Annotated in this window: 20 protein-coding genes; 15 read left to right on the forward strand and 5 right to left on the reverse strand. The window is 73.9% G+C overall.

Going from position 1 to position 24,289, the window contains the following annotated elements:
- The first annotated feature begins 5 nt into the window (after positions 1-5).
- From DER29_RS07940 to DER29_RS07950, 3 genes are all read left to right on the forward strand, one after another.
- Entirely contained in the window at positions 6-1,415 is a 1,410-nt protein-coding gene (locus tag DER29_RS07940; protein ID WP_121396760.1) for a hypothetical protein, read from the forward strand.
- A gap of 322 nt (positions 1,416-1,737) precedes the next feature.
- On the forward strand, positions 1,738-3,585 hold the full coding sequence (locus DER29_RS07945) for a 2-oxoacid:acceptor oxidoreductase subunit alpha (protein WP_121396761.1): 1,848 nt from the start codon (positions 1,738-1,740) through the stop codon (positions 3,583-3,585).
- Entirely contained in the window at positions 3,578-4,612 is a 1,035-nt protein-coding gene (locus tag DER29_RS07950; RefSeq protein WP_089002176.1) for a 2-oxoacid:ferredoxin oxidoreductase subunit beta, read from the forward strand. The genes DER29_RS07945 and DER29_RS07950 overlap by 8 nt, the downstream gene beginning before the upstream one ends.
- A 643-nt stretch (positions 4,613-5,255) precedes the next feature.
- Here the strand turns inward: DER29_RS07950 and DER29_RS07955 are convergent.
- Positions 5,256-6,269: a TrkA family potassium uptake protein gene (locus DER29_RS07955; protein WP_121396762.1), complete on the reverse strand. Its 1,014-nt coding sequence runs from the start codon at positions 6,267-6,269 to the stop codon at positions 5,256-5,258.
- 197 nt (positions 6,270-6,466) lie between these two features.
- On the opposite strand from DER29_RS07955, the gene DER29_RS36185 reads away from it, so the two are divergent.
- The 3 genes from DER29_RS36185 to DER29_RS36055 all read left to right on the forward strand — a co-directional run bounded on the left by DER29_RS36185 (position 6,467) and on the right by DER29_RS36055 (position 8,710).
- Positions 6,467-6,961, forward strand: coding sequence for a helix-turn-helix domain-containing protein (locus DER29_RS36185; protein ID WP_121396763.1), 495 nt, complete (start codon positions 6,467-6,469; stop codon positions 6,959-6,961).
- 138 nt (positions 6,962-7,099) lie between these two features.
- Positions 7,100-7,699 (forward strand): ClpP family protease, encoded by a 600-nt coding sequence (locus tag DER29_RS07965; RefSeq protein WP_089002178.1) that lies wholly within the window; start codon positions 7,100-7,102, stop codon positions 7,697-7,699.
- 348 nt (positions 7,700-8,047) lie between these two features.
- On the forward strand, positions 8,048-8,710 hold the full coding sequence (locus DER29_RS36055) for a class I SAM-dependent methyltransferase (RefSeq protein ID WP_121396764.1): 663 nt from the start codon (positions 8,048-8,050) through the stop codon (positions 8,708-8,710).
- 9 nt (positions 8,711-8,719) lie between these two features.
- Here DER29_RS36055 and DER29_RS07975 read toward each other — a convergent pair whose 3' ends face one another.
- Entirely contained in the window at positions 8,720-9,697 is a 978-nt protein-coding gene (locus DER29_RS07975) for a zinc-binding dehydrogenase (RefSeq protein ID WP_121396765.1), read from the reverse strand.
- A gap of 195 nt (positions 9,698-9,892) precedes the next feature.
- On the opposite strand from DER29_RS07975, the gene DER29_RS35110 reads away from it, so the two are divergent.
- Positions 9,893-10,165, forward strand: coding sequence for a helix-turn-helix domain-containing protein (locus tag DER29_RS35110; RefSeq protein ID WP_255421053.1), 273 nt, complete (start codon positions 9,893-9,895; stop codon positions 10,163-10,165).
- A 227-nt stretch (positions 10,166-10,392) separates the two neighbouring features.
- Entirely contained in the window at positions 10,393-10,788 is a 396-nt protein-coding gene (locus tag DER29_RS07985; RefSeq protein WP_121396767.1) for a RidA family protein, read from the forward strand.
- Between the two features lie 129 nt (positions 10,789-10,917).
- On the opposite strand, the gene DER29_RS07990 is transcribed toward DER29_RS07985, so the two are convergent.
- From DER29_RS07990 to DER29_RS08000, 3 genes are read right to left on the reverse strand one after another with little or no spacing between them, the layout of a single operon-like run.
- A complete protein-coding gene (locus DER29_RS07990) occupies positions 10,918-12,792 on the reverse strand; it encodes an AfsR/SARP family transcriptional regulator (protein ID WP_121396768.1) in 1,875 nt (624 codons plus the stop codon).
- 41 nt (positions 12,793-12,833) lie between these two features.
- On the reverse strand, positions 12,834-14,384 hold the full coding sequence (locus DER29_RS07995; RefSeq protein ID WP_121396769.1) for an amino acid adenylation domain-containing protein: 1,551 nt from the start codon (positions 14,382-14,384) through the stop codon (positions 12,834-12,836).
- A complete protein-coding gene (locus DER29_RS08000) occupies positions 14,381-15,739 on the reverse strand; it encodes an MFS transporter (RefSeq protein ID WP_121396770.1) in 1,359 nt (452 codons plus the stop codon). The genes DER29_RS07995 and DER29_RS08000 overlap by 4 nt, the downstream gene beginning before the upstream one ends.
- A gap of 777 nt (positions 15,740-16,516) precedes the next feature.
- Between DER29_RS08000 and DER29_RS08005 the strand changes: the two genes are divergently transcribed.
- From DER29_RS08005 to DER29_RS08035, 7 genes are read left to right on the forward strand one after another with little or no spacing between them, the layout of a single operon-like run.
- Positions 16,517-16,765 carry a phosphopantetheine-binding protein gene (locus DER29_RS08005; protein WP_121396771.1) on the forward strand — a complete coding sequence of 83 codons (249 nt, stop codon included), beginning with the start codon at positions 16,517-16,519 and terminating at the stop codon, positions 16,763-16,765.
- A 41-nt stretch (positions 16,766-16,806) separates the two neighbouring features.
- Positions 16,807-19,953 (forward strand): amino acid adenylation domain-containing protein, encoded by a 3,147-nt coding sequence (locus DER29_RS08010; protein WP_233599677.1) that lies wholly within the window; start codon positions 16,807-16,809, stop codon positions 19,951-19,953.
- Entirely contained in the window at positions 19,950-20,675 is a 726-nt protein-coding gene (locus DER29_RS08015) for an alpha/beta fold hydrolase (RefSeq protein ID WP_121396773.1), read from the forward strand. Before DER29_RS08010 ends, DER29_RS08015 begins: the two co-directional genes overlap by 4 nt.
- Entirely contained in the window at positions 20,672-21,412 is a 741-nt protein-coding gene (locus DER29_RS08020; protein ID WP_121396774.1) for an SDR family NAD(P)-dependent oxidoreductase, read from the forward strand. The genes DER29_RS08015 and DER29_RS08020 overlap by 4 nt, the downstream gene beginning before the upstream one ends.
- Positions 21,409-22,689 carry a glutamate-5-semialdehyde dehydrogenase gene (locus DER29_RS08025; RefSeq protein WP_233599678.1) on the forward strand — a complete coding sequence of 427 codons (1,281 nt, stop codon included), beginning with the start codon at positions 21,409-21,411 and terminating at the stop codon, positions 22,687-22,689. Before DER29_RS08020 ends, DER29_RS08025 begins: the two co-directional genes overlap by 4 nt.
- Positions 22,686-22,955, forward strand: coding sequence for an acyl carrier protein (locus tag DER29_RS08030; RefSeq protein ID WP_121396776.1), 270 nt, complete (start codon positions 22,686-22,688; stop codon positions 22,953-22,955). Before DER29_RS08025 ends, DER29_RS08030 begins: the two co-directional genes overlap by 4 nt.
- Complete coding sequence (locus tag DER29_RS08035; protein ID WP_121396777.1) at positions 22,952-24,283, forward strand: TrpB-like pyridoxal phosphate-dependent enzyme; 1,332 nt, start codon at positions 22,952-22,954, stop codon at positions 24,281-24,283. The genes DER29_RS08030 and DER29_RS08035 overlap by 4 nt, the downstream gene beginning before the upstream one ends.
- Positions 24,284-24,289: the final 6 nt, after the last annotated feature.

Raw genomic sequence — 24,289 nt, forward strand, 5'->3', positions numbered from 1 at the left:
GACAGATGGCTCGCGTGGACGTACGGCCCGGCCGGCGGGCGCGTGACCGACGCGCCGTGCCCCTGCTGGCGATCGGTCTCGCGGTCGGACTGACCGTCGCCGCGGTGCCGGGCTGGGCGACCGCCGCCCCGACCGCCGCCCGGGCCGCCTCCCCCACGACCGAGCCGGCCGGCGAGCCGGGCGGGGACCCGCCCACGGCGGATCCGACGGACACGGCTCCGGTGCCCACCGAGGCGCCCTCGACCACCGCGCCACCGCCGGAGACCACGCCACCGGCCGCGACGACCGAGCCGGCCCCGACGACCACGGCCCCGGAGCAGCCGGCGCCGACCACCGCCGCGCCGACCACCGCCGCGCCGCCCCCGGCGCCGTCGGTGCCGCCGGTCCGGCCCTCCGCGCCCGCCGCCACCCCGCCGGCGCCCCTGGCCGGCGTCAGCGTCACGACCGACGACATCACCCTGACCGCCGCGTACTGGAACGCGCCGAGCACGGTGACCACGCTGCGGGTGACCGTCACGAACACGGGCGCCACGCCCGCCCGGATCGGGCTGGCCTACACGCTCCCGGCCGGGCTGACCGACGCCGGCACCGGGGGCTGCGCCCCGGTCGGCGGCGGGACGCACCGTTGCGGCGAGTGGGCGAGCGCGCCCGGCGCCCGGTTCAGCACCCTGCTCCGGGTACGCGTCGACGGCGACGCCTGGAAGCGGATGCCGCTCAGCGGCTCCGTCCGGGTCACCGCGACCGCGCCCGGCGTGCCCGGTGCGGTGGGCGACGACGAGGGCTTCGCGGTGCTCTTCCCGCCCGGCCCGCCGGTGCCGGGGATCAGGCTGGACGCCGACGCGGTCTCCTTCGACATCAGTGGCGGGTCGAGCGGGCTCGACGTGCGCCTGGGCAACACCGGGAGGGTGGACGCCGAGGGCCGGATCGAGGTGGTCCTGCCGGCCGGGGTGATCGTGCCGACGCCCCCGGCCGGCTGCACCACGGTCGACCCCACCCGTACGCGCTGCGAGCTGGGCACCCTCGCCGCCGGCCGGACCGCGCAGCTGCGGCTGCCGGTCTCCGCGACCCCCGAGGCCCAGCGGCAGGCCCCGCTGGCCGGCGCGGTGCTCGGGCAGCTGGACCCGCGCAGCGGCCGGGCCCGGCAGGTGCAGATGAGCTTCCGGATCACCGCCGCCGCCGCGCTGGCGACCCCGGTGGCCTCGCCGCCCGCGCCGACCGGGTCGCAGGGCGTGCTCGCCGCCGACGCCCCGGCCGTCAGCGGCGACGGCGGGGGCGGCTCGGTCCGGCGGACGGCGATCCTGCTGATCGTGATCTCCACGCTGCTGGTGGTGTTCGCCCTCACGCTGGCGACCACCTCCCTGCGGCGGCGGATGACCGCCCCGGCGGCCGGACCGTCCACGGCACCGACCGAGTGACCCGGCCCGCCCGGGGGCGCCGGCCCGACCGGGCCGGCGTCCCGCCCGCCCCCGCTACCGGTGATCTGGATTACGGCGACGGGACGGAAACACCTCAAACCGGGGTGGAATCTCGCTGGATCCCATCCCACAGGGCGGCCTCCGAGAATGTTGGGGCGGCGATTCGACGTAGGCTCTCAGGTGAGGTAACTACAGCGGACCGGGCCCGCCTCGGCGGGTCTGGTGCAGCGGTGCGTCAAGGAGGTCACGTGGCCGGGCAAGGCGAGGTCACCATCACGTTCAGCCGCCCGCGCGACCGCGCCCAGCGAAGCGAGGTGCAGGCGTGACCAAGCAGATCCGTCAACTGGACCGGGTGGTCATCCGGTTCGCCGGTGACTCCGGCGACGGCATGCAGCTCACCGGCGACCGGTTCACCTCGGAGACGGCGCAGCTGGGCAACGACATCTCCACGTTGCCGAACTTCCCGGCGGAGATCCGGGCTCCCGCCGGCACCCTGCCGGGCGTGTCGAGCTTCCAGGTGCACTTCGCCGACTACGACATCCTGACCCCCGGCGACTCGCCGAACGTGCTGGTGGCGATGAACCCGGCGGCGCTCAAGGCGAACCTCGCCGACCTGCCGCGGGGCGCGGACATCATCGTCAACACCGACGAGTTCACCAAGCGCAACCTGGCCAAGGTCGGCTACCAGTCGAACCCGCTGGAGGACGACTCCCTCGCCGGCTACGTGGTGCACCCGGTGGCGCTGACCTCGATGACGGTCGGCGCGCTCGCCGAGCAGGCGGTGTCCAAGAAGGATGCCGAGCGGGCCAAGAACATGTTCGCCCTCGGCCTGCTCTCCTGGATGTACAACCGGCCCTATGAGTCGACCCTGCGCTTCCTGGAGCGCAAGTTCGCCGCGCGCCCCGAGCTGGTCGCGGCGAACGTCGCGGCGTTCCGGGCCGGCTGGAACTTCGGCGAGACCACCGAGGACTTCGCGGTCCGCTACGAGGTCAAGCCGGCGAAGATGCGGCCGGGCACCTACCGCAACATCACCGGCAACGCGGCCCTGTCGCTCGGCCTGGTGGCCGCCGGCGTCCGCTCCGGGCTGCCGGTCTTCCTGGGCGCCTACCCGATCACCCCGGCGTCGGACATCCTGCACGAGCTGAGCAAGCACAAGCGCTTCGGCGTGCTCACCATGCAGGCCGAGGACGAGATCGCCGCGGTCGGCGCGGCGTTGGGCGCGTCGTACGGCGGCTCACTCGGCGTCACCACCACCAGCGGCCCGGGCGTGGCGCTCAAGAGCGAGACGATCTCCCTCGCGGTGGCGCTGGAGCTGCCGCTGGTCATCGTCGACGTGCAGCGGGCCGGTCCCTCCACGGGCATGCCCACCAAGACCGAGCAGGCCGACCTCAACATGGCGCTCTACGGCCGCCACGGCGAGGCCCCGGTCGCGGTGATCGCGCCGAAGTCGCCGGCGGACTGCTTCCACGCGGCCATCGAGGCGGCCCGGATCGCGCTGACCTACCGCACGCCGGTCATCCTGCTGTCCGACAACTACGTCGCCAACGGTTCCGAGCCGTGGCTGCTGCCCGACGTCGAGTCGCTGCCCGACCTGCGGGTCGAGTTCGCGACGAAGCCCAACGGCGACGACGGCACCACGTTCCTGCCCTACCTGCGCGACCCGCAGACCCTGGCCCGGCCGTGGGCCGTCCCGGGCACCGCCGGGCTGGAGCACCGCATCGGCGGCCTGGAGAAGGCCGACAAGACCGGCGACATCTCGTACGACCCGGCGAACCACGACTTCATGGTGCGCACCCGGGCGGCCCGGATCGAGACCATCCCGGTGCCGGACGTCGAGGTCGAGGACCCGGACGGCGACGCCCGGGTGCTGGTGCTCGGCTGGGGCTCCACGTACGGGCCGATCGGCGCGGCGTGCCGGGGCCTGCGCCAGCGGGGCCACGCCATCGCGCAGGCGCACCTGCGGCACCTCGCCCCGATGCCGGCCAACCTCGGCACGGTGCTGCGCTCCTACGACCGCGTGGTCGTCCCCGAGATGAACCTCGGCCAGCTCGCCCACGTGATCCGGGCGAAGTACCTGGTCGACGCGATCGGCTACAACCAGGTCCGCGGCCTGCCGTTCACCGCCGCCGAGCTGGAGACGATGCTGGAAGAGGTCCTGAAGAATGTCTGAGCCCGTCGCCCTCAAGCTCACCGCCAAGGACTTCAAGTCCGACCAGGAGGTGCGCTGGTGCCCCGGCTGCGGCGACTACGCGATCCTCGCCGCGATCCAGCAGTTCATGCCGGAGCTGAACATCCCGCGCGAGCGGATCGTCTTCGTCTCGGGCATCGGCTGCTCGTCCCGCTTCCCGTACTACATGAACACCTACGGGATGCACTCGATCCACGGCCGCGCCCCGGCGATCGCCACCGGCCTGTCGGCCAGCCGGCCCGACCTGTCGGTCTGGGTGGTCACCGGTGACGGTGACGCGCTCTCCATCGGCGGCAACCACCTGATCCACGCGCTGCGCCGCAACGTCAACCTCAAGATCCTGCTGTTCAACAACCGGATCTACGGCCTGACGAAGGGGCAGTACTCGCCGACCTCCGAGGTCGGGAAGGTCACGAAGTCGACCCCGGCCGGCTCGGCCGACGCGCCGTTCAACCCGCTGTCGCTCGCCCTCGGGGCCGAGGCCACCTTCGTGGGCCGCACCATCGACTCGGACCGCAAGCACCTCCAGTCGGTGCTGCGGGCGGCGGCGGAGCACCAGGGCTCGGCGTTCGTGGAGATCTACCAGAACTGCAACATCTTCAACGACGGCGCGTTCGACCAGCTCAAGGAGCCGGCCACCCGCGACGACTTCCTGATCCGGCTGGAGCACGGGCAGCCGATCACGTTCGGCAAGGACGGGCAGTTCTGCGTCGTGCACCCGCCCGGCGGGTTCGGCCTGGAGGTCCGGGAGACCGCGTCGGTCAGCCCGGGCGAGATCGTCGTGCACGACGCGACGGTCACCGACCCGGCGTACGCCTTCGCGCTGTCCCGGCTGCCCGGCCTGGACCTGCGGAACACCCCGATCGGCGTGTTCCGCTCGGTGGACCGGCCGTCGTACGACAGCGTGGTGCAGGAGCAGCTCGCCGAGGCGAAGGCGAAGGTCACCGAGACCCCGGAGCAGCAGCTCGCCGGCCTGCTCGCCAGCGGGGACACCTGGACCATCCTCTGACCGACGCGGCCGGCCGCCCCTCAGCGGGAGCCGGGCAGGCGCACCGCCGCGTTGCCGGAACGACAGGAGGGCCCGCAACCCGATCCCGGGTTGCGGGCCCTCCCCCTATGGAACACGCGCACCCACCTGCGCAAACCGCCGACACCTGACCCGCCTCCGCCGACACCCCCGGATTGGCTACCGTAAGTAACAGAACCCGCCCCTCCGCCAGCTACTACGATGAGTGACGGTCTCGTCGGCGCGTAAGGGCGGGGTGCTCGCCACCCTTGACGCCGAAAGCTCGTGAACCAGCGTCTTCAGCGTGACGCACCCTCGGGAGCGACTGAGTCCCGCGCGCCCTTTGCTCTGCATCCTTATACGCAACAGGCACCCGCGGTTACTGGTGCGCATGAGGATGCAGAGCAAAGCGTCCGGAGGACATGGGGCGGGGACCTACGGATCGAACACTGAGCGTAACCATGCAGCCCGGCGGGCGCGCTGCTCATGGTGCTCGGCGTCCCGGTGTGCCGCACCAGGCGTGCGCCGGGCCCGACGCACGGGAGACCCGCAGCCGACACCTGCGCCGGCGAGGCATCGCACCGGCACCGGCACACCGGCACGGCACCGGCACCGGCCCCCCGCCCGAGTCAGGGCGGGCCGCCGGTCAGGGGGCCGTGGTCGCCTGCGGGCGGTCGTCGCGTACGTGCACGAGCATGTCGCCGGTCTCGATGACCGCGCCGGCCTTGTCGGCCAGGGTGACCACCTTGCCCCGCCGGACCAGGGCGATGACCAGCGATTCCAGCTCCCGGGGGGAGCGGCCCACCTCGGAGCGCTCGGCGGAGCGCATCGCCAGCGCCATGCCCTGGCCGGGGGTGAGCAGGTCCTCCACCACGTCGATCAGCGGCGGGGCCGAGGTGGACAGGCCCAGCAGCCGGCCGGCGGTGGCCGAGGAGACGATCACGTGGTGGGCGCCGCTCTGCTTGAGCAGCGGTGCGTTCTCCGCCTCCCGGGCGGCGGCGATGATCCGCACCTGCCCGGCGGTGAGCTGCCGTACGGTCAACGCCACCAGGACCGAGGCGTCGTCGCTGTCGGTCGCGATGATCACCGCCTTGGCGTTGCGCACGTGCGCCTCGTTGAGCACCGACGAGCGGGTCGCCGAGCCCTCGATCGCCACCAGGCCGGCCGAGGTGGCCTGCCGCAGCGCCGGACCGCTGCGCTCCACCACCACGATCCGGGACTTGTCGAGACCGTTCTCCAGCAGGGCGGAGACCGCGCTGCGGCCCTTCGTGCCGTAGCCGCAGATGATGACGTGGTCCTTCACGGCTCTCCTCCACCGCGACAGGCGGCGCCCGGTGCGGTACTGCTCGGTCAGCACTTCCAGGGTGGTGCCGACCAGGATGATCAGGAAGATCACCCGGGCCGGCGTGATGTAGACGACGTTGATCAGCCGGGCGGTCTGGCTGACCGGGGTGATGTCCCCGTAGCCGGTGGTCGAGAGGGTGACCACCGCGTAGTAGAAGCAGTCGAGGAGGGTCAGCGCGTCCTCGTTGACGTCGCGGTAGCCGTCCCGGTCGAGGTAGACCACGGCGACGGTGGCGAAGACCAGGCCGATGGCGGCGGCCAGCCGGAGACTCAGCGCGCTCAGTGGGCCCCGTCGCTGGGCGGGAAAGTGGATCACGTGAGGGCCTTCCCCGGCCCTGTCGTCGCCTGCACGAGCACAACATAGCGGCCTGGGCGGATCTCGCACGGCGGGGCCGTCGACCCGGGTCACGACGCTCACCCCACGACGCGCGGCGCGACGGGACGACCCGCGCGGCCGACAGGGGGCATGATGAGGGGTGTCCCCCGGACGACGAGCCCGAGAGTGAGGCCCGCATGTCGTTGCTGCGACGAGTGATCGGCGGGGTGCTGCGCCGGCTCCGGCTGCGGCAGGGCCGCACGCTGCGCGAGGTGGCCGAGGCCGCCGGAGTGTCCGTGCCCTACCTCTCCGAGGTCGAACGCGGTCGCAAGGAGGCCTCCTCGGAGGTGCTCGCGGCGATCTGCCGGGCGCTCGGCATCCACCTGTCCGACCTGCTCGAGGAGGCGCGCGACGACCTGCGTCGGGTCGAGCCGCGCATCCCGGCCGCGCCCCGGGCCGGCCTGGCCCGGCTGGAGCGGGCGGAGGTCGGCCGGCCCGACGCCGCCCCGGCCGCGCGGGTCGCGCCCCGGGCCGGCGGCCCCCTGCTCCACCTGGCTCCGCGCCCGGGCGGCACGACCCTCCGGGTCGGGCGGCCCACCTCCGCCGTGCACGGTCGCTCCGGCCCGCGTACCCGCGTCGCGCTGGGGTGCGGACGGGCACGGGCGGGCGCGCGCGCATTGACCGTCGTCTAGATTGGCCGGTTCTGCCGTCGGCTGATCTGCCGCCGGCAGAATCATTGGCCCCGCGGCTGGCGCTCCACGCAGGCTGGAGGTGCCGGTTCCCCGGGCGCCCTCCGGTCGCCCGCCGGCAGTGCCGGAAGGGCGGACGCGATGATCGGTCTCGACGTGCGGATGTTGGACGGCGGGCAGCCGTCCTTCGGCGACCAGGTGTTCGACCGGCTGCTGAAGGAGCGGATCATCTTCCTCGGCACGGAGGTCACCGACGCCTCGGCGAACCAGATCTGCGCCCAGATGCTGCTGCTCGCCGCCGAGGACCCGGAGCGGGACATCGTGCTCTACATCAACTCGCCGGGTGGCTCGGTGAGCGCCGGCATGGCCGTCTACGACACGATGCGGTTCGTCCGCAACGACGTGGCCACGGTGGCGCTCGGCTTCGCCGGCTCGATGGGGCAGTTCCTGCTCTGCGCGGGCACGGCCGGCAAGCGTTACGCGCTGCCCCACTCGCGGATCATGATGCACCAGCCGTCCGGCGGGATGGGCGGCACCGCCGCCGACATCACCATCCAGGCGGAGAACATGCTGCACGTGAAGCGGACCATGCAGGAGTTGATCGCGCGGCACAGCGGGCGCAGCCTGGAGGAGATCCAGCGGGACTGGGACCGCGACCGGTGGTTCACCGCCGAGGAGGCCCGCGAGTACGGCCTGATCGACCGGGTGGTCACGAAGGCCGAGCAGCTCCCGGCGAGCTGACGGACCGGGCCGCGACGGGAGGTGGCGACACCGGCGTCGGACGCGCCCCCTCGATCCGCGTCCGACCTCCGGTACGCGATGGCCATCGCCGTGCTGGCCGCCGATACGACGGAGCCTATTCCCGCCGATGGGAATCCGCGCGGACTGCCGGCGCAGCGTCTTGTGCACGAATCTCGTTACACGAATCTCGCTACGTCCTGCGGTGCCGCCCGCACGAGAGCGCGCAGGCGGCGGCGAGCACCCTCAGCCGAGGCCCCGGGCCGGTGCGGCACGCACGCCGCGCCGGCCCACCGCGGGCGTTCGAGGAGGTGTCCGCCGCCCGGCCCGGGACCGGTAGCGTGCCTGGGCGTGACCGAACCGGAGCACCTGCACGACACCCGCTCGTCCTACGACACCCTGGCCGTCGACTACGCCGAGCGGTTCCAGGACAAACCGGTCGCCAACCCGTGGGAGCGGGCGGTACTCACCGCCTTCGCCGACCTCGTACGCGCCGGCGGGAACGGGCCCGTCGCCGATGTCGGCTGCGGCCCCGGCCGGCTCACCGGGTACCTGTACGGGCTCGGGCTGGACGCGTTCGGCATCGACCTCTCCCCGCGGATGGTCGAGGTCGCCCGCCGGGCCCACCCCGACCTGCGCTTCAAGGTGGGCGCGATGCCCGGCCTGGAGCTGCCCGACGCCTCCCTCGGCGGCGTCGTGGCCTGGTACTCGACCATCCACGTCCCGGACGACCTGCTCCCGGCCACCTTCGCCGACTTCCACCGGGCGTTGACGCCCGGCGGTCACCTGGTCCTGGCGTTCCAGGTCGGCGACGAGCCGCTGCACCTGACCGAGGCGTTCGGCCACCCGGTCTCGCTGGAGTTCCGGCGCCGCCGACCGGACCGGGTCGCCGACCTGCTGGCCGACGCGGGGCTGGACGTGCGCGTCCGGCTGGTACGCGAGCCCGAGACCTTCGGTAGCCAGCCGGAGCGCACGCCGCAGGCGTACCTGGTGGCCCGCCGGCCCGCCGGCTGAGGCGCCGGGTCAGCCCGCGACGGTCAGCACCACCTTGCCGAGCGCCCGGCGCCCCTCCAGGTCGGCGTGCGCGGTGGCGGCGTCGGCCAGCGGGTAGGTCGAGACCAGCGGTCGCCACCAGCCCTGCCCGGCCAGCTCCAGCGACCGGGCGGCCAGCGCCGGGATGCCGCCGGGCAGGGCGCGGATCCGCTGCCCCAGCCAGCCCACGGTCAGGCCCCGGCCGACGACGTCGTCGGTGCCGATCCGGGTCGCCTCGCCCGCCGACCAGCCGAACATCATGAACCGGCCGCCCGGCCTCGTCAGCTCCAGGGCGGCCCGGCCGACCGCGCCGCCCACCCCGTCGTACACCAGGCTCAGGCCGCCGACCCGGTCCCGCACCACGTCGGCCCAGTCCGGGCGGCCGTAGTCCACCACGAGGTCCGCGCCCAGCTCGCGCAGCTTCGCCGTCCGGTCGGCCCCGCGCGCCGCCGCCACCACGGTGGCGCCGGTCGTCCGCGCGGCCTGCGTCAGCAGCCAGCCGACCCCGCCGGCCGCCGACGGCACGAAGACGACGTCGTCCGCCGTCGGCGGTTCCAGCTCGAAGATCCCGAGGGCCGTCCGGCCCGTGCCGACCGCGGCCACCGCCTCGGCGTCGGTCAGCCCCGGCGGTACGGCGTACAGCGACCCGACGGCGGTGACCGCCTGCTCGGCGTACCCGCCCGGCACCATGCCCAGGTGCGCGACGACCCGCTTGCCGCGCCACGCCTCGTCCACGCCCTCGCCCAGCCCGTCGACGACGCCGGCGACCTCCCGGCCGGGGACGGTGGGCAGGTCGGGCAGCGGGAGCGGGCCGCCGGCCTCGCCCCGGCGCAGGGTCGTGTCGAGCAGGTGCACGCCGCTGGCCGACACGGCGATCCGGACCTGGCCGGGGTGGGGTGTCAGGTCGGGCAGGTCGTCGAGCACCAGGTTTCCGGGGGGACCGAACTCGTGAAGCCGAATGGCGCGCATGCCCCCATCCGACAACCTCAATCCCGCTTCAGGTCAACCCTCGCGGGGCGCTAGACGGTCGGCACCACCATCGGCGCCCCGTCCCAGCCCGTCGACGACCGGCAGGCGGGCCGCCCCGGCGTCGCGGCCACGGTCGCCCTGGCGCTGGCACACGACCCCGGTGACACCACCGGCCTCGCCGAGTGGGCCGAACGCCTGCACGTCAGCGTCAAGACCCTGCAACGCGACTTCACCCGCGAGTTCGGCATGTCGTACTCGCAGTGGCGGACCCGGTTGCGCCTGCGTGCCTCGCTGGCGTTGCTGGAGACGCGACCCGTCGGCGAGGTCGCCCACCGCATCGGCTACGCCAGCCCGTCAGCCTTCATCGCCGCCTTCGCCCGGGAGTACGGCTACACGCCGGGCCGCGCCGCCGCGATGAGGCACGCCTCCGACGTGCCCCAGCACCGGGTGCGGAGGGCCACCCCGTAGCCCTCCCCCAGCACCGGGTGCGGAGGGCCACCCCGTAGCCCTCCCGCCCGGCCCGGCGGGGAACATCCCGCGCGCGGGGAGGTTGGGCGAGACCCCGCTCCGGGTACCAGAAGGAGCCCGGACGGGACGCGGTTCCGGTCCGTCCGGGATTCGGTCCCCCGGGACGACCTTTAGACTAAGGTCACAGTCCGTAATCCGGATTCCCCGGACAATCGGAAGGACTACACGTGATCGAGACCATGCAGATGCGGCCGATCAACCCCGAGTCGGTGCCGGAGGCCACGGGCGGTTACCACAACGCGCTGGAGGTCCAGACCGCCGGACGGATGCTGTTCATCAGCGGGCAGATCCCCCAGACCCGGGACGGCCACGTGCCGGCTGCGCCCGAGGCGCAGTGCCGACTGGTCTGGGACAACATCCGGGCCGTCCTCGCCGACGCCGGCATGGACGTCGGCAATCTCGTCAAGGTCACCACGTTCCTGGCCGACCGCCGGCACGCCGACGTCAACACCAAGGTCCGCAACGAGGTGCTCGGCGCGCACCGCCCGGCCCTGACGGTGATCGTCACCGGGATCTTCGACCCGGAGTGGATCATCGAGATCGAGGCGATCGCCGTCGCCTGACCGGCCCGTCCGACGACCGGCCCGCCGCCCGGCAGCCGGGCCGCGGCGTCCGGGCCGCAGACAGCCGGGCCGCAGACAGTCGGGCCGTGGACAGCCGGGCCGCCGCACCGCGGGCCCGCTCGGGTCGGCTCACCGGCGCGGTCGGGCAGTCGTGGTGGGAAGCTGCGCGTGCAGGCCGACGACCTGGTCGCACTCCGGGCTGCGGCCCAGTTCACGCACGTGGGCCCGGACGAGCTCGGGGATCCGGTAGCGGCCGTCCGGCAGCGCCTCGGCGAGCCCCGCGTCGACCAGGCGTTCGGCGGCGGCCTCGGCGGCGGCCATCGGCTGGCCCGACAGCGCGGCGAGGTTCGCCACGCTGACCAGGCCCCGGTCCAGCCGGCTCAACAGCCGCAGGGCCCGCAGCGCCACACCGTCGCCGTCGCCGTACCGGGTCAGTACCCGCACCGCGCCGGCGAGGCAGTCCCGGATCGTCATCGACTCGCAGACCAGGGCGTCGAGCCGGGCGGCGGGATCGGCCAGCCGGGCGGCGAAGGCGGCGAGAGACCAGTTCTGCCGCGTCGCCAGCCGGGCGGCCGCGATCCGCAGGGCCAGGGGCAGCGCGTCACAGCACGCCACGAGCGCGCGCGCCGCCTCGGGCTCGGCGTCCACCCGCTCGGCGCCGAGGTGGTACCGGAGCATGTCGAGCGCGTCGTCCGTGTCCAGGGAGCCGACGGAGACCCGGGTGGCGCCGTCGAGGGTGGTCATCCCGGACCGCGAGGTGACGATCAGGGCGCTGCCGACCGGTACCGGCCCGAGGACGCGTACCTGCGCGGCGGTCGCCACGTCGTCGAGGACGACCAGGACCCGACGGCCGGTCAACAGGGCCGACCAGCCCGACGCGGGGTGGTCGCCCGTCGGCGACGACAGCCCGAGCGCCTCGGCCAGAATCCGCACCGCCCGGGCGGCCTCCGCCGGCCCGTCGGGTGTCCCCCCGCCCATGGGTACGAACACCGACCCGCCCGGATGCTCAGCGGCCAGCTGGTGCGCGGCGCGTACCGCCAGGGCGGTCTTGCCGGCGCCGGCCAGGCCCTGGACCACGCCCGGCCGCCCCGACCGCACGCCCCTGACCAGCCGGCCCAGCTCGGAGCCCCGCCCGTGCAGGGGCACCGGGTCGGCGGGGAACCGGGAGGCCGGCGGGCTCGGCGTGACCACCCGGACGGGTGGGCGGGCCCCGGGGTGGTGCAGCCGCAACGCCGGATCGTTGCGCAGGATCCGCTGTTCCAGGTCGCGCAGGGACTCGCTGGGCTCGATGCCCAGCTCGTCGACCAACAACCGCCGCAGGTCGCGGTACGCGCCCAGCGCGACCGCCTGCTGGCCGTCGCGGTACAGGGCGGTCATCAGGTGGGCGTGCAGGCGCTCCCGCAGGGGATGCTGGCTGACGAGCACCTTGAGCTCCGGCAGCAGCATGCTGTGCCGGCCCAGCTCCAGCTCGGCGCCGATGCGGGCCTCGACCGTCGCGATCCGGGTCTCCTCCAGGCGGGCCACCTCGGCCATCACCAGCGGGGTCGGTCGGACGTCGGCCAGCGGGGCGCCGCGCCACAGCGCCAGCGCCGCGTCGAATCCCTCGACGGCGGCGTCCGGCAGGCCGGACGCGAGATCGGCGTGGGCCTGCCTGATCAGCCGCTCGCACTCGCCGATGTCGATCGTCTCGGCGGCGACCACCAGGCGGTAGCCGGGACTGCGGGTGGTCAGGACGCGGCCGTCACGGTCGTCCAGGGCGCGGCGCAGCCGCCACGCGTATCCGGCGACGAGGCCGCTGGCCGAGGCCGGCGGCTGGTCGTCCCAGAGTTCGGCCACCAGTTGTTCGAGCGACACCACCTGGTCGGCCTTGAGCAGCAGCATCGCCAGCAGCGCGCGCTGTTTCGCCGAGCCGATCCCCCGCCACTGGACGCCGTCGTGGAACTCCACCGGCCCCATCAACCGGAAACGCAGGCGGGCGGGCGGTGCATGCGGCGGGATGGGCATCTCTGCTCTCGATTCGTGAGCGTGGTGGGAGTCGGTGCCGCTCAGACCAGTCCGACGTCCGCTGCCAGCCGCCGGCGGTCGACCTTGCCGTTGGCGTTGACCGGGAAGAACTCGACCCGGTGGTACCGCGCCGGCGCCATGTAGGGCGGCAGGTGGTCGGCCACCAGGGCCGCCAGGGCCGCCTCCGCCACGGTGTCGCAGGTGTAGAGCGCGTGCAGCTCGACCCCTCCGGCACCGGGCAGCGCCAGGACGACGACGTCGTGCACCTCCGGGTGCCGGCGCAGGACCGACTCGATCTCGCCCAGCTCGATCCGGTAGCCGTGGATCTTGACCTGGTCGTCGAGCCGGCCCAGGTGGACCAGTTCACCGCCCTCCCGACGGACCCGGTCACCCGTCCGGTACCAGCTCCGCGGGCCGGGCGGGCCGTCGACCGGGACCGTCCGGTGCCCGTCGTGGTCGACGAACCGGCCGTGGTTCTGCGCGGCGTCGAGGTAGCCGTCGAACCGCTGGCCGCCCCGCACGCAGAGTTCGCCGTCGTCTCCGGCGGCCCCGTCGGCCGCCAGCAGGACCCCCTCCAGGTGCGGATGGATCCGCCCGATCGGCACGGTGTCGTTGCTGGTGCGGGGCCACCGCGCCGGATCGGCGGGGAGCTGGTAACGGGTGCAGGTGACGGTGAGTTCGGTGGGCCCGTACAGGTTCTCCAGGGTGCTGCCCGGCGCGGCGTCCGCCCACGCCTGCGCCTGGGCCAGGGTGAGCTGCTCACCGGCGAAGAGGCTCCACCGCAGGCCCGGCATACTGCCGGGCCGCAGGGTGCGCAGGCGGCGGGCCAGGGAGATCACCGACGGTACGGAGAACCAGTGGGTGATCCGGTTGTCGTTGACGTAGCGGACGGGAGCCAGGGTGTCGCCGGGCGCGGCGACCACCAGCAGCGCGCCGGACAGCCAGGCGACGAACATGTCGAACACCGACGGGTCGAAGGTCAGCTCGAAGGTCTGCGACAGCCGTGCCCCCGGCCCCACCCGGTAGGCCTGCACGCAGTGCGCGAGGTACGGGGTGAGGTTGCGGTGCCGGATCGGCACCCCCTTGGGCGTGCCGGTGGACCCGGAGGTGAACAGGGTGTAGGCGACGTCGTCGGGGCCGCCGGCGTACGCGTCCGTCCACCGCTCGGCCGGCACGTCGTACCAGCGCTGCTCCGGGGTGTCGGGCAGGTGCAGGACGCCGGCCGGCCCGACCGCCTCGTCGGCCACCCGCCGGCCCGCGTCGTCAGCGAGCAGGGCGTCCACCCCGGCGTGGGCGCAGGTCCGCCGGATCCGTTCCGCCGGCGCGTCGGGGCCCAGCGGCACGACGGTCGCGGCCAGCCGCAGCGTGGCGAGATAGCCGACGTACGCCGCGAGGCTGCGCGACGCGCAGAGCCCGACGACCCGGGGCGGACGGCCGTGCAGGGCGACCAGCCGGGTGGCCAGCCGCTCGACCCGGTCCAGGAGTTCGGCGTACGTCAGTTCGTGCCCGGCGACGCGCAGCGCCGGGGCGTCGGGATGCCGGCGGACGGCGTCGGTGAACCCCTGGAAGAGGGTCCGGCCGTCCGCGCTCACCGGGAGCCGCCGGTGGTCGCCGCCTCCGGCAGGTCCCCGCCGTCGTCGGCGGTGCCGGCGCCCCCGCTTTCGTCCGGGCCGCCGGACGCCGGCGCGGCGGCCGGGCCGTCGACCTCGGCCATCCGCTCCCGGGTGACCACCTTGAAGAACGGGTAGATCAGCAGCACGCAGAGCACCGCGAAGAAGCCGAACGCCACCTGGTAGGAGAAGAACTCGGCGAGGATGCCGGCGAGGATCGCGGCGACCGGGGTCATGCCCCAGGCCACGAGGCGGCTCGCGGCGCTGAACCGGCCGAGCATGTCGGCCGGCACCAGGGACTGCGTGATGAACCGGGAGTTGACCGTCCACATCGTGCCGCCGGCGCCGGCGAGGAACGCCGCGGCGCCGATGGCCCAGGCGCTGGACGGCGCGGCGGGCAGCAGCGCGGGGGCCGCGACGAGGGCGAAGGCGCCGACGATGTCGGTGAACATGGACCAGCGTCGGCCGATCCACCGGTTGACCGGCCCGACGATGACGGTGCCGATCACCCCGCCCGCGCCGAGGCCGGTGAGCAGGAAGCCGTACTGCCGTTCGTCGAGTCCGAGCGGGCCGCCGACGGCGTAGACCGGGATGAGGGCGAGCCACGCCGCCCAGCAGCCGGCCATGATCGCGATGAGCAGCGCCATCGTCCGCAGCAGCCGGTGCTGCCAGAGGAACCGGAGGCCCTCGCGGATGTCCTCGTTGACCGAGCGCTTGCGCGCGGGGCTCGCGACCTTGAAGTTGCCGACCAGCAGGAGCAGCAGGACCGCGCCGGCCACGTAGGCGAACCCCGTGACGCTGAGCGCGAGCCCGAACCCGACCGCTACCAGGAAGCCGCCGATCGGCTGCCCGGCGAAGCCGTTGAACAGGTATTCCAGGGCCGTGATCCGCGCGTTGGCGGTCTCCCAGCGGTGTTTCGGCACGGCCGACGGGACGATGGAGACTCCGGCGATTCCGGCCACCACGTCGGCCAGGCCGATGACCAGGGCGGCGGCGTAGATCAGCGCCAGCGTGGGGCTCGCGAAGAGTACGGCGACGAGGAGCGCGCCGACGGAGACCATCCGGGCGATCTCGGCGGCCATCAGCAGGGCCCGCCGGTCCATCCGGTCGACGAAGACCCCGACGTGCAGCGCGGCCACCAACCACGGCAGGCTCATGATGGCCGCGACGGCGGTGACCACCACGGGCGATCTACTGATCTGGGCGGCGAGCAGCGGGAGGGCGATCCGGGCCACCGCGTCGGCGATGTTCGTGGTGCCCGTGAAGATGACCAGAATCCATTCGTTTCGCCTGGCTCCGGGCGGATCCGCCTGCGCTGTGGTTTGAGCTGTGGCCACGACAATCCCTCGCACGGTCTTGAATTAGGAGAAGTGAATGGGAACTCCGCCGCGAAGTGCGCACACCACCCGAACAAACGATAAGGGACCATTTACCCGGTCGCGTGTGTCAATTAGCTGACACGCAATGCCGAGCGGGCGGGCGACCGATCCCGCACTTCCACCCCGGTCATCGCCGGCAATTCCGATCGGGCTGGCCACCGGGGCGGAGCGGAGCGGCAGGCCATCGGGGTCTGCGCGTTGACAGGGTGGTCGTACGCATATCGACAGGCGGCTCTAACAATCGCGAAAAGTCCCTTTCGCACCTTATGGGAATACTCTGCGTTGCGCTGGTTGCACCATAGGTCATCCGGGGGGACGTGTCCATCCTCACGTCAGTGGGTCGGCCGGCCCCTCCGGCGGCGGCCACGCACGGCGATCACCGCCCGTCGGCGACCCGAATAATGCGTACGGGGAGTTTCTGTCGCCCCATGCCGCATCTGGGCGATTACAGCGGCATTGCCGCCCCGCCGCGCACCGCCGCCCCGCCTCCGCCACTGGCCAGCGCCCCTTTTGCGCCGCCCCGCCGGAGCCGGACGGGGCACCGGGGTGCCACCCGAATCAGCGACCAACGACATTCCATCCCGGGAACATCGAGAGAACATCGACGCCGGGATGCTCGGACCCGTAGAACTTCCAAGCGCAAATTCAGTCGACCCCACCTCGATCGGCAGCCGGCTCCTCGTCCGGTTTCCGATCATTGCGGCGCGGCCGACCTCAGGTGAACGGGAAGCAGGGATGACGACTCCAGCTGACCTCGACACGACGATCGCGAAGTACGCGTCGGTGGCCTTCGACGACTCGACCCCCCTGTTGGAGGCCGGCCTCGAATCGCTGTCCCTGCTGCGACTCGCCGTCGAGCTGGCCGACGACGACGACGCGGAGATCGACGCCACCCGCCTGGTGGACCTCCGCACCGTGGGTGACCTCAAGCAGTGGCTACGCGAGCTGAGCGGCGTGGGAGCCGAGACCGGAGGCGCACGGTGACCACGACGGCCGGGACGGAACCCGCGACGGACACCGGGCCGGTGCGACTGCCTATCACCGAGTCGCAGAAGGGGCTGCTGGTCGTCAACGAACGCTCGCCCGGCCGCGCCGTCTACAACCAGCTCGTCCGGTTCGACATCGACCCGTCGATCCCCGACGACACGATCGAGCGCGCGCTGGCCACGGTGGTCGCCGTCCAGCCGGCGATGCGCCAGGTCTTCGGGCTGCTCCCGGAGATGCACGCGCGGCTCACCCCGCCGCCGGGGCCGGAGGACTTCCCGCTCGAACGGGTCACGGCCCGGCTGCGCGACTTCGAGGAGGCGGTCGGCGCGGCACAGCGGCGGATCGGACGACCCGAGTTCGACCTGGCCAACGGCCCCGCGTACCGCTTCGCCGTCGTCCGCTGCGTCGACGAGCCCCGCGTGGCCGTCCTCATGTGCGACCACCACATCATCCTCGACGGCGTGTCGATGGGGCCGCTGGTGCGGGACCTGGAGGAGGCGCTGTCCGGCCGCCTCGTCGGGGCGGAGATCGAGCAGCGGCGCGCCGCCCGCGAGAAGGCCTTCGTCAAGGAGCTGGCCGCGCAGAACCGCACCGCCACCTCCGACCGCGTCGTCGACCGGTCCCGGGAGTGGGCGGCCCGGTTGCGGGAGGTCCCGCCCCTGGTGCTGGCCCCACTGCCCGGCCGCGCCGCGCAGACGGAGTTCACCGGCGACCGGGTCAGCTGGTATCTCAGCCAGGCTGAGACGGCCGCGCTGTCGGAGACCTGCCGGCGGCTGGAGATCTCCCCCTTCGTCTTCTTCTCCGGCATCTACGGCACGGTGCTGGCCCGGCACGGCAACGTGTCCAGCGTCCTGGTCGGCAGCCCGTTCATGGCCCGCCGCACGATCGGCGCGTTCGACCTCGGCGGCTTCTTCGTCAACACGCTGCCGGTCACCGTCGACGTGGAGTGGAGCCGCACCGTCGACGAGCATCTCGGCAAGGTGGTCCGGGAGTCCATCGACTTCTGCCGCGCGAACGTCGACGTCACCTTCAACCGGCTCGTCGCCGACGTACGGCCCGACCGCTCCAGCAACCGCAACCCGCTGTTCTCGGCAATGCTCGCCATGCAGGACACCTTCACGCCGGAGGCGGGCGGGGCCGTGCTGCGGGTCCTGGAGCCCGGCAACGGCACCGCCAAGTTCGACCTCTGGCTGGGCGCCACCCCCGTCGACGGCCGGTGGCTGCTCGAACTCGAGTACGACCGGCAGCTCATCGCACCGGTCGTCGCCGACGGGCTGCTCACCTCGCTGCGCGACGCCGTACGCGGGGCGGTCCGGGACGGCTCGCAACGGCTCGGTGACCTCTTCGCCGACGCCTCCGCCGCGGCCAGCGTCCGCTCCGACGGCTGGACCAGCCCGCTGACCGGCGACACGCCGTGGGACTGGGTGACGGCGGCGGCCCGGCAGCGGCCCGACGCCCCCGCGATCGAGGACCCGACCCGCCGGCTCGACTACCGGCAGTTGCTGGCCGAGGCCGAGCGGATCAGCGCCGGGCTCGCCGCGCACGGCGTCGGCCCCCGGGCCGTGGTGGGCCTCGCCGCGACGACCCTCTGCGACACGGTGACCGCCATCCTGGCCATCCTGCGCCGGGGCGCGGCGTACCTCCCCCTGGATCCGGGCCTGCCCGCCGAGCGGCTGGAGTACATGGTCCGGCGGGCCGGCTGCGAGTTCGTCGTCGGCGAGGCCCTGGTGCCCGACGTGCCCACGGTCGCGGTGGCGGACCTGGCCGCCACGACGGAGCCGGTGCCCGACCCGCTGGCCGACCCCGACGCCCCGATCTACGTGATGTACACGTCGGGCTCCACCGGGCAGCCCAAGGGCGTCCAGATGGGGCACCGCCCACTGGCCAACCTCACCAGCTGGCAGATCGCGGCCCTCGGCATGGACGCCGAGACCCGCTTCCTCCAGTACGCCCCGCTCGGCTTCGACGTCTCCTTCCAGGAGATCCTGCCGACCCTGGCGGCGGGCGGGACGGTGGTCTCCCGCGAGCCGGCCGACCGACGGATGTTCACCGCCGTCCTCAGCCGGATCGCCAGGACCGAGGTGACCCACGTCTACCTGCCGGTCGCGGCGCTGCGCCCCCTGGTGCAGACCGCCGCGGGCCGGGGCACCCGGTTGCCCGCGCTGCGCTACCTGTGCGTCTCCGGCGAGCAGCTCATCGTCGACGACGAGATCCGCGACTTCTTCCTCGCCCACCCGCACTGCACCCTGGTCAACCTGTACGGCCCCACCGAGACCCACGCGGTCACCTCGCACCGGCTGTCCTACCGGGACGCGGTCTGGCCGACCCACGTGCCGATCGGCCAGCCGTACCCGCGGGTGAGCGCGTACGTGGTCGACGCCACCGGCCACCTCGCCCCGCCCGGCGTCGCCGGCGAGCTGCTCCTGGGCGGGAACTGCCCCGCCGAGGGCTACATCAACGACCCGGAGATCACGGCCGAGCGGTTCGTGCCCGACCGCTTCTCCGGCGCGCCCGACGCGACCGTGTACCGCACCGGGGACCTCGTGGTCCGCGACGACCGGGGCGACCTGGTCTTCCTGGGGCGGATGGACACCCAGGTCAAGATCCGGGGATACCGGATCGAGCTGGGCGAGATCGAGGCGGTCGCGAACCAGGTCGACGGCGTCCGACAGTCGGTGGCGGTGGTCCGGGGCTCCGGGTCCGACCGGGAACTCGGGTTGTTCGTCCGTCCCGACGCGGGCTCCACCGTCGACCCCGAACAGGTCCGCCAACGGCTGGCCACGGCGCTGCCGGTCTACATGCGTCCCCTGTGGATCTTCCCGGTCGACCGGGTCCCGACCACGCCGACCGGCAAGACCGACCGCGACGCCCTGCTGCGGCTCGCCGACGAGCTGCTGGTCGAGCAGCAGAGCGCGGACAGCACGGAGGTCGCGTACGCCGACGACCTGGAGCGGGAGCTGGCCGGGCTCTGGGGCGGGGTGCTCGACGTCGAGGGCATCCGGCCGGACCGCCCGCTCATCGAGTACGGCGCCCACTCGCTGAACATCTTCACCACCCTCGCCGAGGTGCAGGAGCGCTACGGGGTGGCGGTGCCGCTTGTCGACTTCTTCGCCGCGCCCACCGTGGCCACCCTGGCGGGGCTCGTCCGCTCGGCGCGCGGCGGCGACCCGGCGGTGACGCCGTGACGACCAGGCTGCCCGGCCGGCTGGTCCCCCTGCTGCGGCGGGGCGCCCGACCGGCGTGCGTGCTGCTGCCGGGCGCCGGCGGCGGCCTGCACCCCTACCTGCGGCTCGCCGCGGCCATCGGCAGGACCCACAACGTCGCGGCGGTACGCGCGGCCGGCCTGCTGCCCGACGAGGAGCCGGACCTCAGCATCGCCGAGATGGCCGACGCGGCGGCGCGGGCGCTGGACGCGGACGGCACGGTCCCGGCGGCCGTCCTCGGCTGGTCCCTCGGCGGCTCGGTCGCCTGGGAACTGTGCGTCCGGCTGGCCGAGCGGGGGCACCTGCCCGACCTGGTGCTGGTGGACGCGACGCCGCTGCCGCGCCGCGCCACGGCCGAGGAGGACGCCCGGGTCCGCGAGACCGTCGTCGGGATGCTCGGGCCGCGCCCCGACCCGGCGACCGTCGAGCGGGTCCGGCGGGTCTTCGACACCCAGGTCGCCGCCCTCGCGGACTACCGGGCCGACCGGCCCTACGCCGGTCGGGTGCTGATGCTGATGTGCACCGACGAGGAGTTCGGGTTCCGCGCCGAGGCCGAGGCCCGGTGGCGGGAACTGGCGCCGGAGCTGAGCGCCGGGCGGCTCGACGCCGGGCACTTCGACGTCTTCGACCCCGACCGCCTGCCGCAGCTGGTCGACGAGGTGACGCCGTTCCTCGGCCGGGCCTCGGATGCGGTGCGGCGATGAGCCCGCTCGCGGTGGTCAGCGGCGGCACCCGGGGCATCGGGCTCACCTTCAGCCGCCGGCTGGTGAAGCTGGGGCACCGGGTGGTCGCGCCGTACCGGGGTGACGCCGTCGCGGCGGCGTCGGCGGCGGCGGAGCTCGGCGACGCGTTCCACCCCGTCCGGCTCGACGTCGGCGACGCCGCCGCGGTCGACGCCGCCGTGCGGACGGTCCTCGCGGAGCACGGCCCGCCGACCGTGCTGGTCAACAACGCGGGCATCAACATCGACCGGCCGTTCCTGGAGATGTCGACCGAGGACTGGCGGCGGGTGCTGGACACCAACCTTTCCGGCGTCTTCCACCTCACCCGGGGGTTCGCGCCGGCGATGCTGGCGGCCGAGCGCGACGGCGTGATCGTCAACGTGGGGGCCACCACCGGCATCCGCCCCCGCCGCAACGGCGTGAACTACTGCGCCAGCAAGGCCGGCCTGCTCCAGCTCACCAAGTGCCTGGCGCTGGAGCTGGCGCCCCGGATCAGGGTCAACTGCCTGATCCCCGGCATGACCGAGACCGACGAGCTGGTGTCCCGGTTCCGGCTGGACGACCCGGCCGCCCGGGCGGCGGTGGTCGCGGAGATCCCCCGGGGCCGCATCGGCACCACCGAGGAGATCGCCGACGCCCTGGAGTTCCTCGTCGGGCCGGCGAGCGGATACCTGACCGGGCAGAAGCTGATCGTGGACGGTGGGCAGTTCATGTGGTGACCGATGTGGACGAGATCCTGGACGGCGCGACGCGGGCCCGGGCCGAGCTGCCCCCGCCCGGCGACGGGCGCTACGACCGGTACTGCGAGGCGCTCGCCGACCGGCTCTCCTCCGGCTGGGCCGACGTCCTGGCGGCGAACGCCACCGACGTGGCCCGGGGCGCCGAGGCGGGTCTCGGCCCCGAGCTGGTGGACCGCCTGGCGCTCGGCAAGCGCCACCTCGACGCGCTGGTCGACCTGATCGCGCGGACCCGCGCGGCGCTGCCGGCGGTGACCGCGCCGGCCGCCGGGCACCGGGCCGGCAACGGCGCCACCGTACGCCGGCTGCCCAAGCCGCTCGGCGTGGTGCTGATGATCTTCGAGGCGCGGCCGACGGTGACGGTGGAGGGCGCCCTGCTCCCGGTGGCGGTCGGCAACGTGGCCGTCCTGCGGGGCGGGTCGGAGATCGCGGCCACCAACCGGGCCCTCGCCGTCGTCGTCGGGCGGGCGCTGGAGGACGCGGGGCTGCCCGCCGGCACCGTACGGATCGTCACCGACCCCGACCGCCGGCTGGTGCGGGCCCTGCTGAAGCGGCACGACGCGGTCGACGTGCTGATCCCCCGGGGCAGCCCGTCCCTGATCGACTACTGCCTGACCAGCTCCACCATCCCGGTCATCGCCAGCGGCGGCGGCGTCAACCACCTCTACGTCGACCGCAGCGCCGACCTGGAGCTGGCCGCCCGGATCGCACTCGACAGCAAGCTGGGCGAGCCGACCGCGTGCAACACCCTCGAACTGGTGCTGGCCCACGCCGACGTGGCCGAGGAGCTGACCCGGGCCCTGCTGCGGGCCGGCGCCGGGCTGGCCGAGCCGTGGCTGCTGCGGGTCGACCCCCGGCTGGCCGCCGCCGTGCCCGCCGGGGCGCCGGTGGCCGAGCTGACCGCCGCCGACGACGGCCGCGAGTTCCTGGAACGCGCGGTCGGCATCCGGCCCGTCGCCGGTCTCGACGAGGCGGCGGCCCACATCCGCCGCTTCGGTTCCCGGCACACCGAGGGCGTGGTGGCCGCCGACCCGGCGGTCGTGGCCGGGTTCCTGGCCAGGGTGGACGCCGCCGCGCTGGTGGTCAACGGCTCCCTGCGCCTGCACGACGGCCCGACGATGGCGCTGGGACCGGAGCTGTCGATCAGCACGGGCCGGCTGCACGTACGCGGGCCCGTCGACCTGTCCGCCCTGCTGACCTGGAGCTGGGTCGTCGACGCCGGGGGCAGGCTGCGCGGCGACGGGACGGAGGCGGCATGACGGACCGGTCCCTGATCAACGAGGCCGTGAAACGGCTGGTCGTACGCGAGTCCCGGCTCGCGGTCGACCCCGGCACGGTCGACGACCACGAGCCCCTCAACGGCGACCTGCTGCGGGTCAACTCGCTGGGCTTCCTCGGCATGCTCGTCCGGCTGGAGGACGAGCTGGACGTGACGCTGCCGGACGACATCTTCGCCGGGCGGATCTTCACGACCGTCGCGGACCTGGTCGACGTCGTCGCCGACGTGGTGAAGGAGGAGTCGTGACCGAGACGCCCCGGGCCTGGCGCAGCGTCCTGCCGCACCTCGGCTACGACCTGCCCGCGGACGTGACGCCGGAGGACACCGGTGGCCCCGTGACCGCGACCCTGCCGCTGGAGCTGATCCGGCAGAGCGTGTCGGCCCGGGAGTTCTGGCCGATCCCGGAGCCGGTGGCCGAGCGCTACCGGGCCTACCGGCCGGCGCCGCTGTGGCGGGCCCGACGCTTCGAGGCCGAGATCGGGGCCACGGTCCCGGTCTACGTCAAGTACGAGGGCGGCAACATCTCCGGCAGCCACAAGTTCAACACCGCGCTGGCGCAGGCCCACTACTACCACCGCGCGGGCTTCCGGGAGCTGGTCACCGGCACCGGCGCCGGGCAGTGGGGCAGCGCCCTCGCCGCCGCCTGCGCCGCGTTCGGCATGGCCTGCACCGTCTTCATGGTCGGCGGGAGCCTGCGCGACAAGCCGTACCGGGGCAGCCTGATGCGGCTCTACGGCGCGGAGCTGCACGCCAGTCCCAGCCCGCTGACCGGGGTGGGACGCGCCGCCGCCGAGCGGCCGGGGCAGGGCAACAGCCTCGCGCTGGCCATCGGCGAGGCCGTCGAGTACGCCCGGGCGGACCCCAAGCGGGCGTTCTGCATCGGCAGCGGCGAGACGTACAGCATCCTGCACCAGTCGGTGATCGGCCTGGAGTCGATCGATCAGCTCGCCGCCCTCGACGCCCCCGTGGACGCGGTGATCGGCTGCGTGGGCGCCGGCAGCAACTTCGGCGGGCTGGCCCTGCCGTTCTTCGCCGCCTGGCGGGCCGGCGAGCTGGACGTGCCCGCCGACCTGATCGCGGTCGAGTCCAGCGCCACCCCGAAGCTGACCCGGGGGGTGTACGCCTACGACCACACCGACTCCACCGGCACCGGCCCGATGGAGCCGATGTACACGATCGGCAGCGGGTACGCGATCCCGGCGTCGCACTCGGCCGGCCTGCGCTTCCACGGCGCGGCGAAGCTGGTCTCCGCCATGCGGCACCGGGACCAGATCTCGGCGCTGGCGGTGGGCCAACGGGAGGCGCTGACCGCCGGCCGGACGTTCGCCCTGACCGAGCTGGTGCTGCCCGCGCCGGAGTCGGGTCACGCGCTGGCCGCCGCCGCCCGCGTGGCGACCGGGCGCGAACCCGGGCACCCGGCGCGGCACGGGGTGCTGGTCTGCGTCAGCGGGCACGGCCTGCTCGACCTGGCCGCGTACGACAAGCTCCTCGCCGGTCTGCCCGAGGACCGGCCGGCCGACGCGGACGCGTTGCGGGCGGCGACGGCGTCGCTCCGCGCGGTCCACCCGACGTGAAGGGCG

This window comes from Micromonospora sp. M71_S20 (assembly GCF_003664255.1).
Lineage (GTDB): Bacteria > Actinomycetota > Actinomycetes > Mycobacteriales > Micromonosporaceae > Micromonospora.

What these genes read in the sequence shown, in the direction of transcription:
- DER29_RS08030 (WP_121396776.1), top strand. Translation starts at nt 22,686, where the DNA reads ATGACGGACCGGTCCCTGATCAACGAGGCCGTGAAACGGCTGGTCGTA.
- DER29_RS07965 (WP_089002178.1), top strand. Translation starts at nt 7,100, where the DNA reads ATGATCGGTCTCGACGTGCGGATGTTGGACGGCGGGCAGCCGTCCTTC.
- DER29_RS36185 (WP_121396763.1), top strand. Translation starts at nt 6,467, where the DNA reads ATGTCGTTGCTGCGACGAGTGATCGGCGGGGTGCTGCGCCGGCTCCGG.
- DER29_RS07940 (WP_121396760.1), top strand. Translation starts at nt 6, where the DNA reads ATGGCTCGCGTGGACGTACGGCCCGGCCGGCGGGCGCGTGACCGACGC.
- DER29_RS08020 (WP_121396774.1), top strand. Translation starts at nt 20,672, where the DNA reads ATGAGCCCGCTCGCGGTGGTCAGCGGCGGCACCCGGGGCATCGGGCTC.
- DER29_RS07990 (WP_121396768.1), bottom strand. Translation starts at nt 12,792, where the DNA reads ATGCCCATCCCGCCGCATGCACCGCCCGCCCGCCTGCGTTTCCGGTTG.
- DER29_RS08005 (WP_121396771.1), top strand. Translation starts at nt 16,517, where the DNA reads ATGACGACTCCAGCTGACCTCGACACGACGATCGCGAAGTACGCGTCG.
- DER29_RS07950 (WP_089002176.1), top strand. Translation starts at nt 3,578, where the DNA reads ATGTCTGAGCCCGTCGCCCTCAAGCTCACCGCCAAGGACTTCAAGTCC.
- DER29_RS07975 (WP_121396765.1), bottom strand. Translation starts at nt 9,697, where the DNA reads ATGCGCGCCATTCGGCTTCACGAGTTCGGTCCCCCCGGAAACCTGGTG.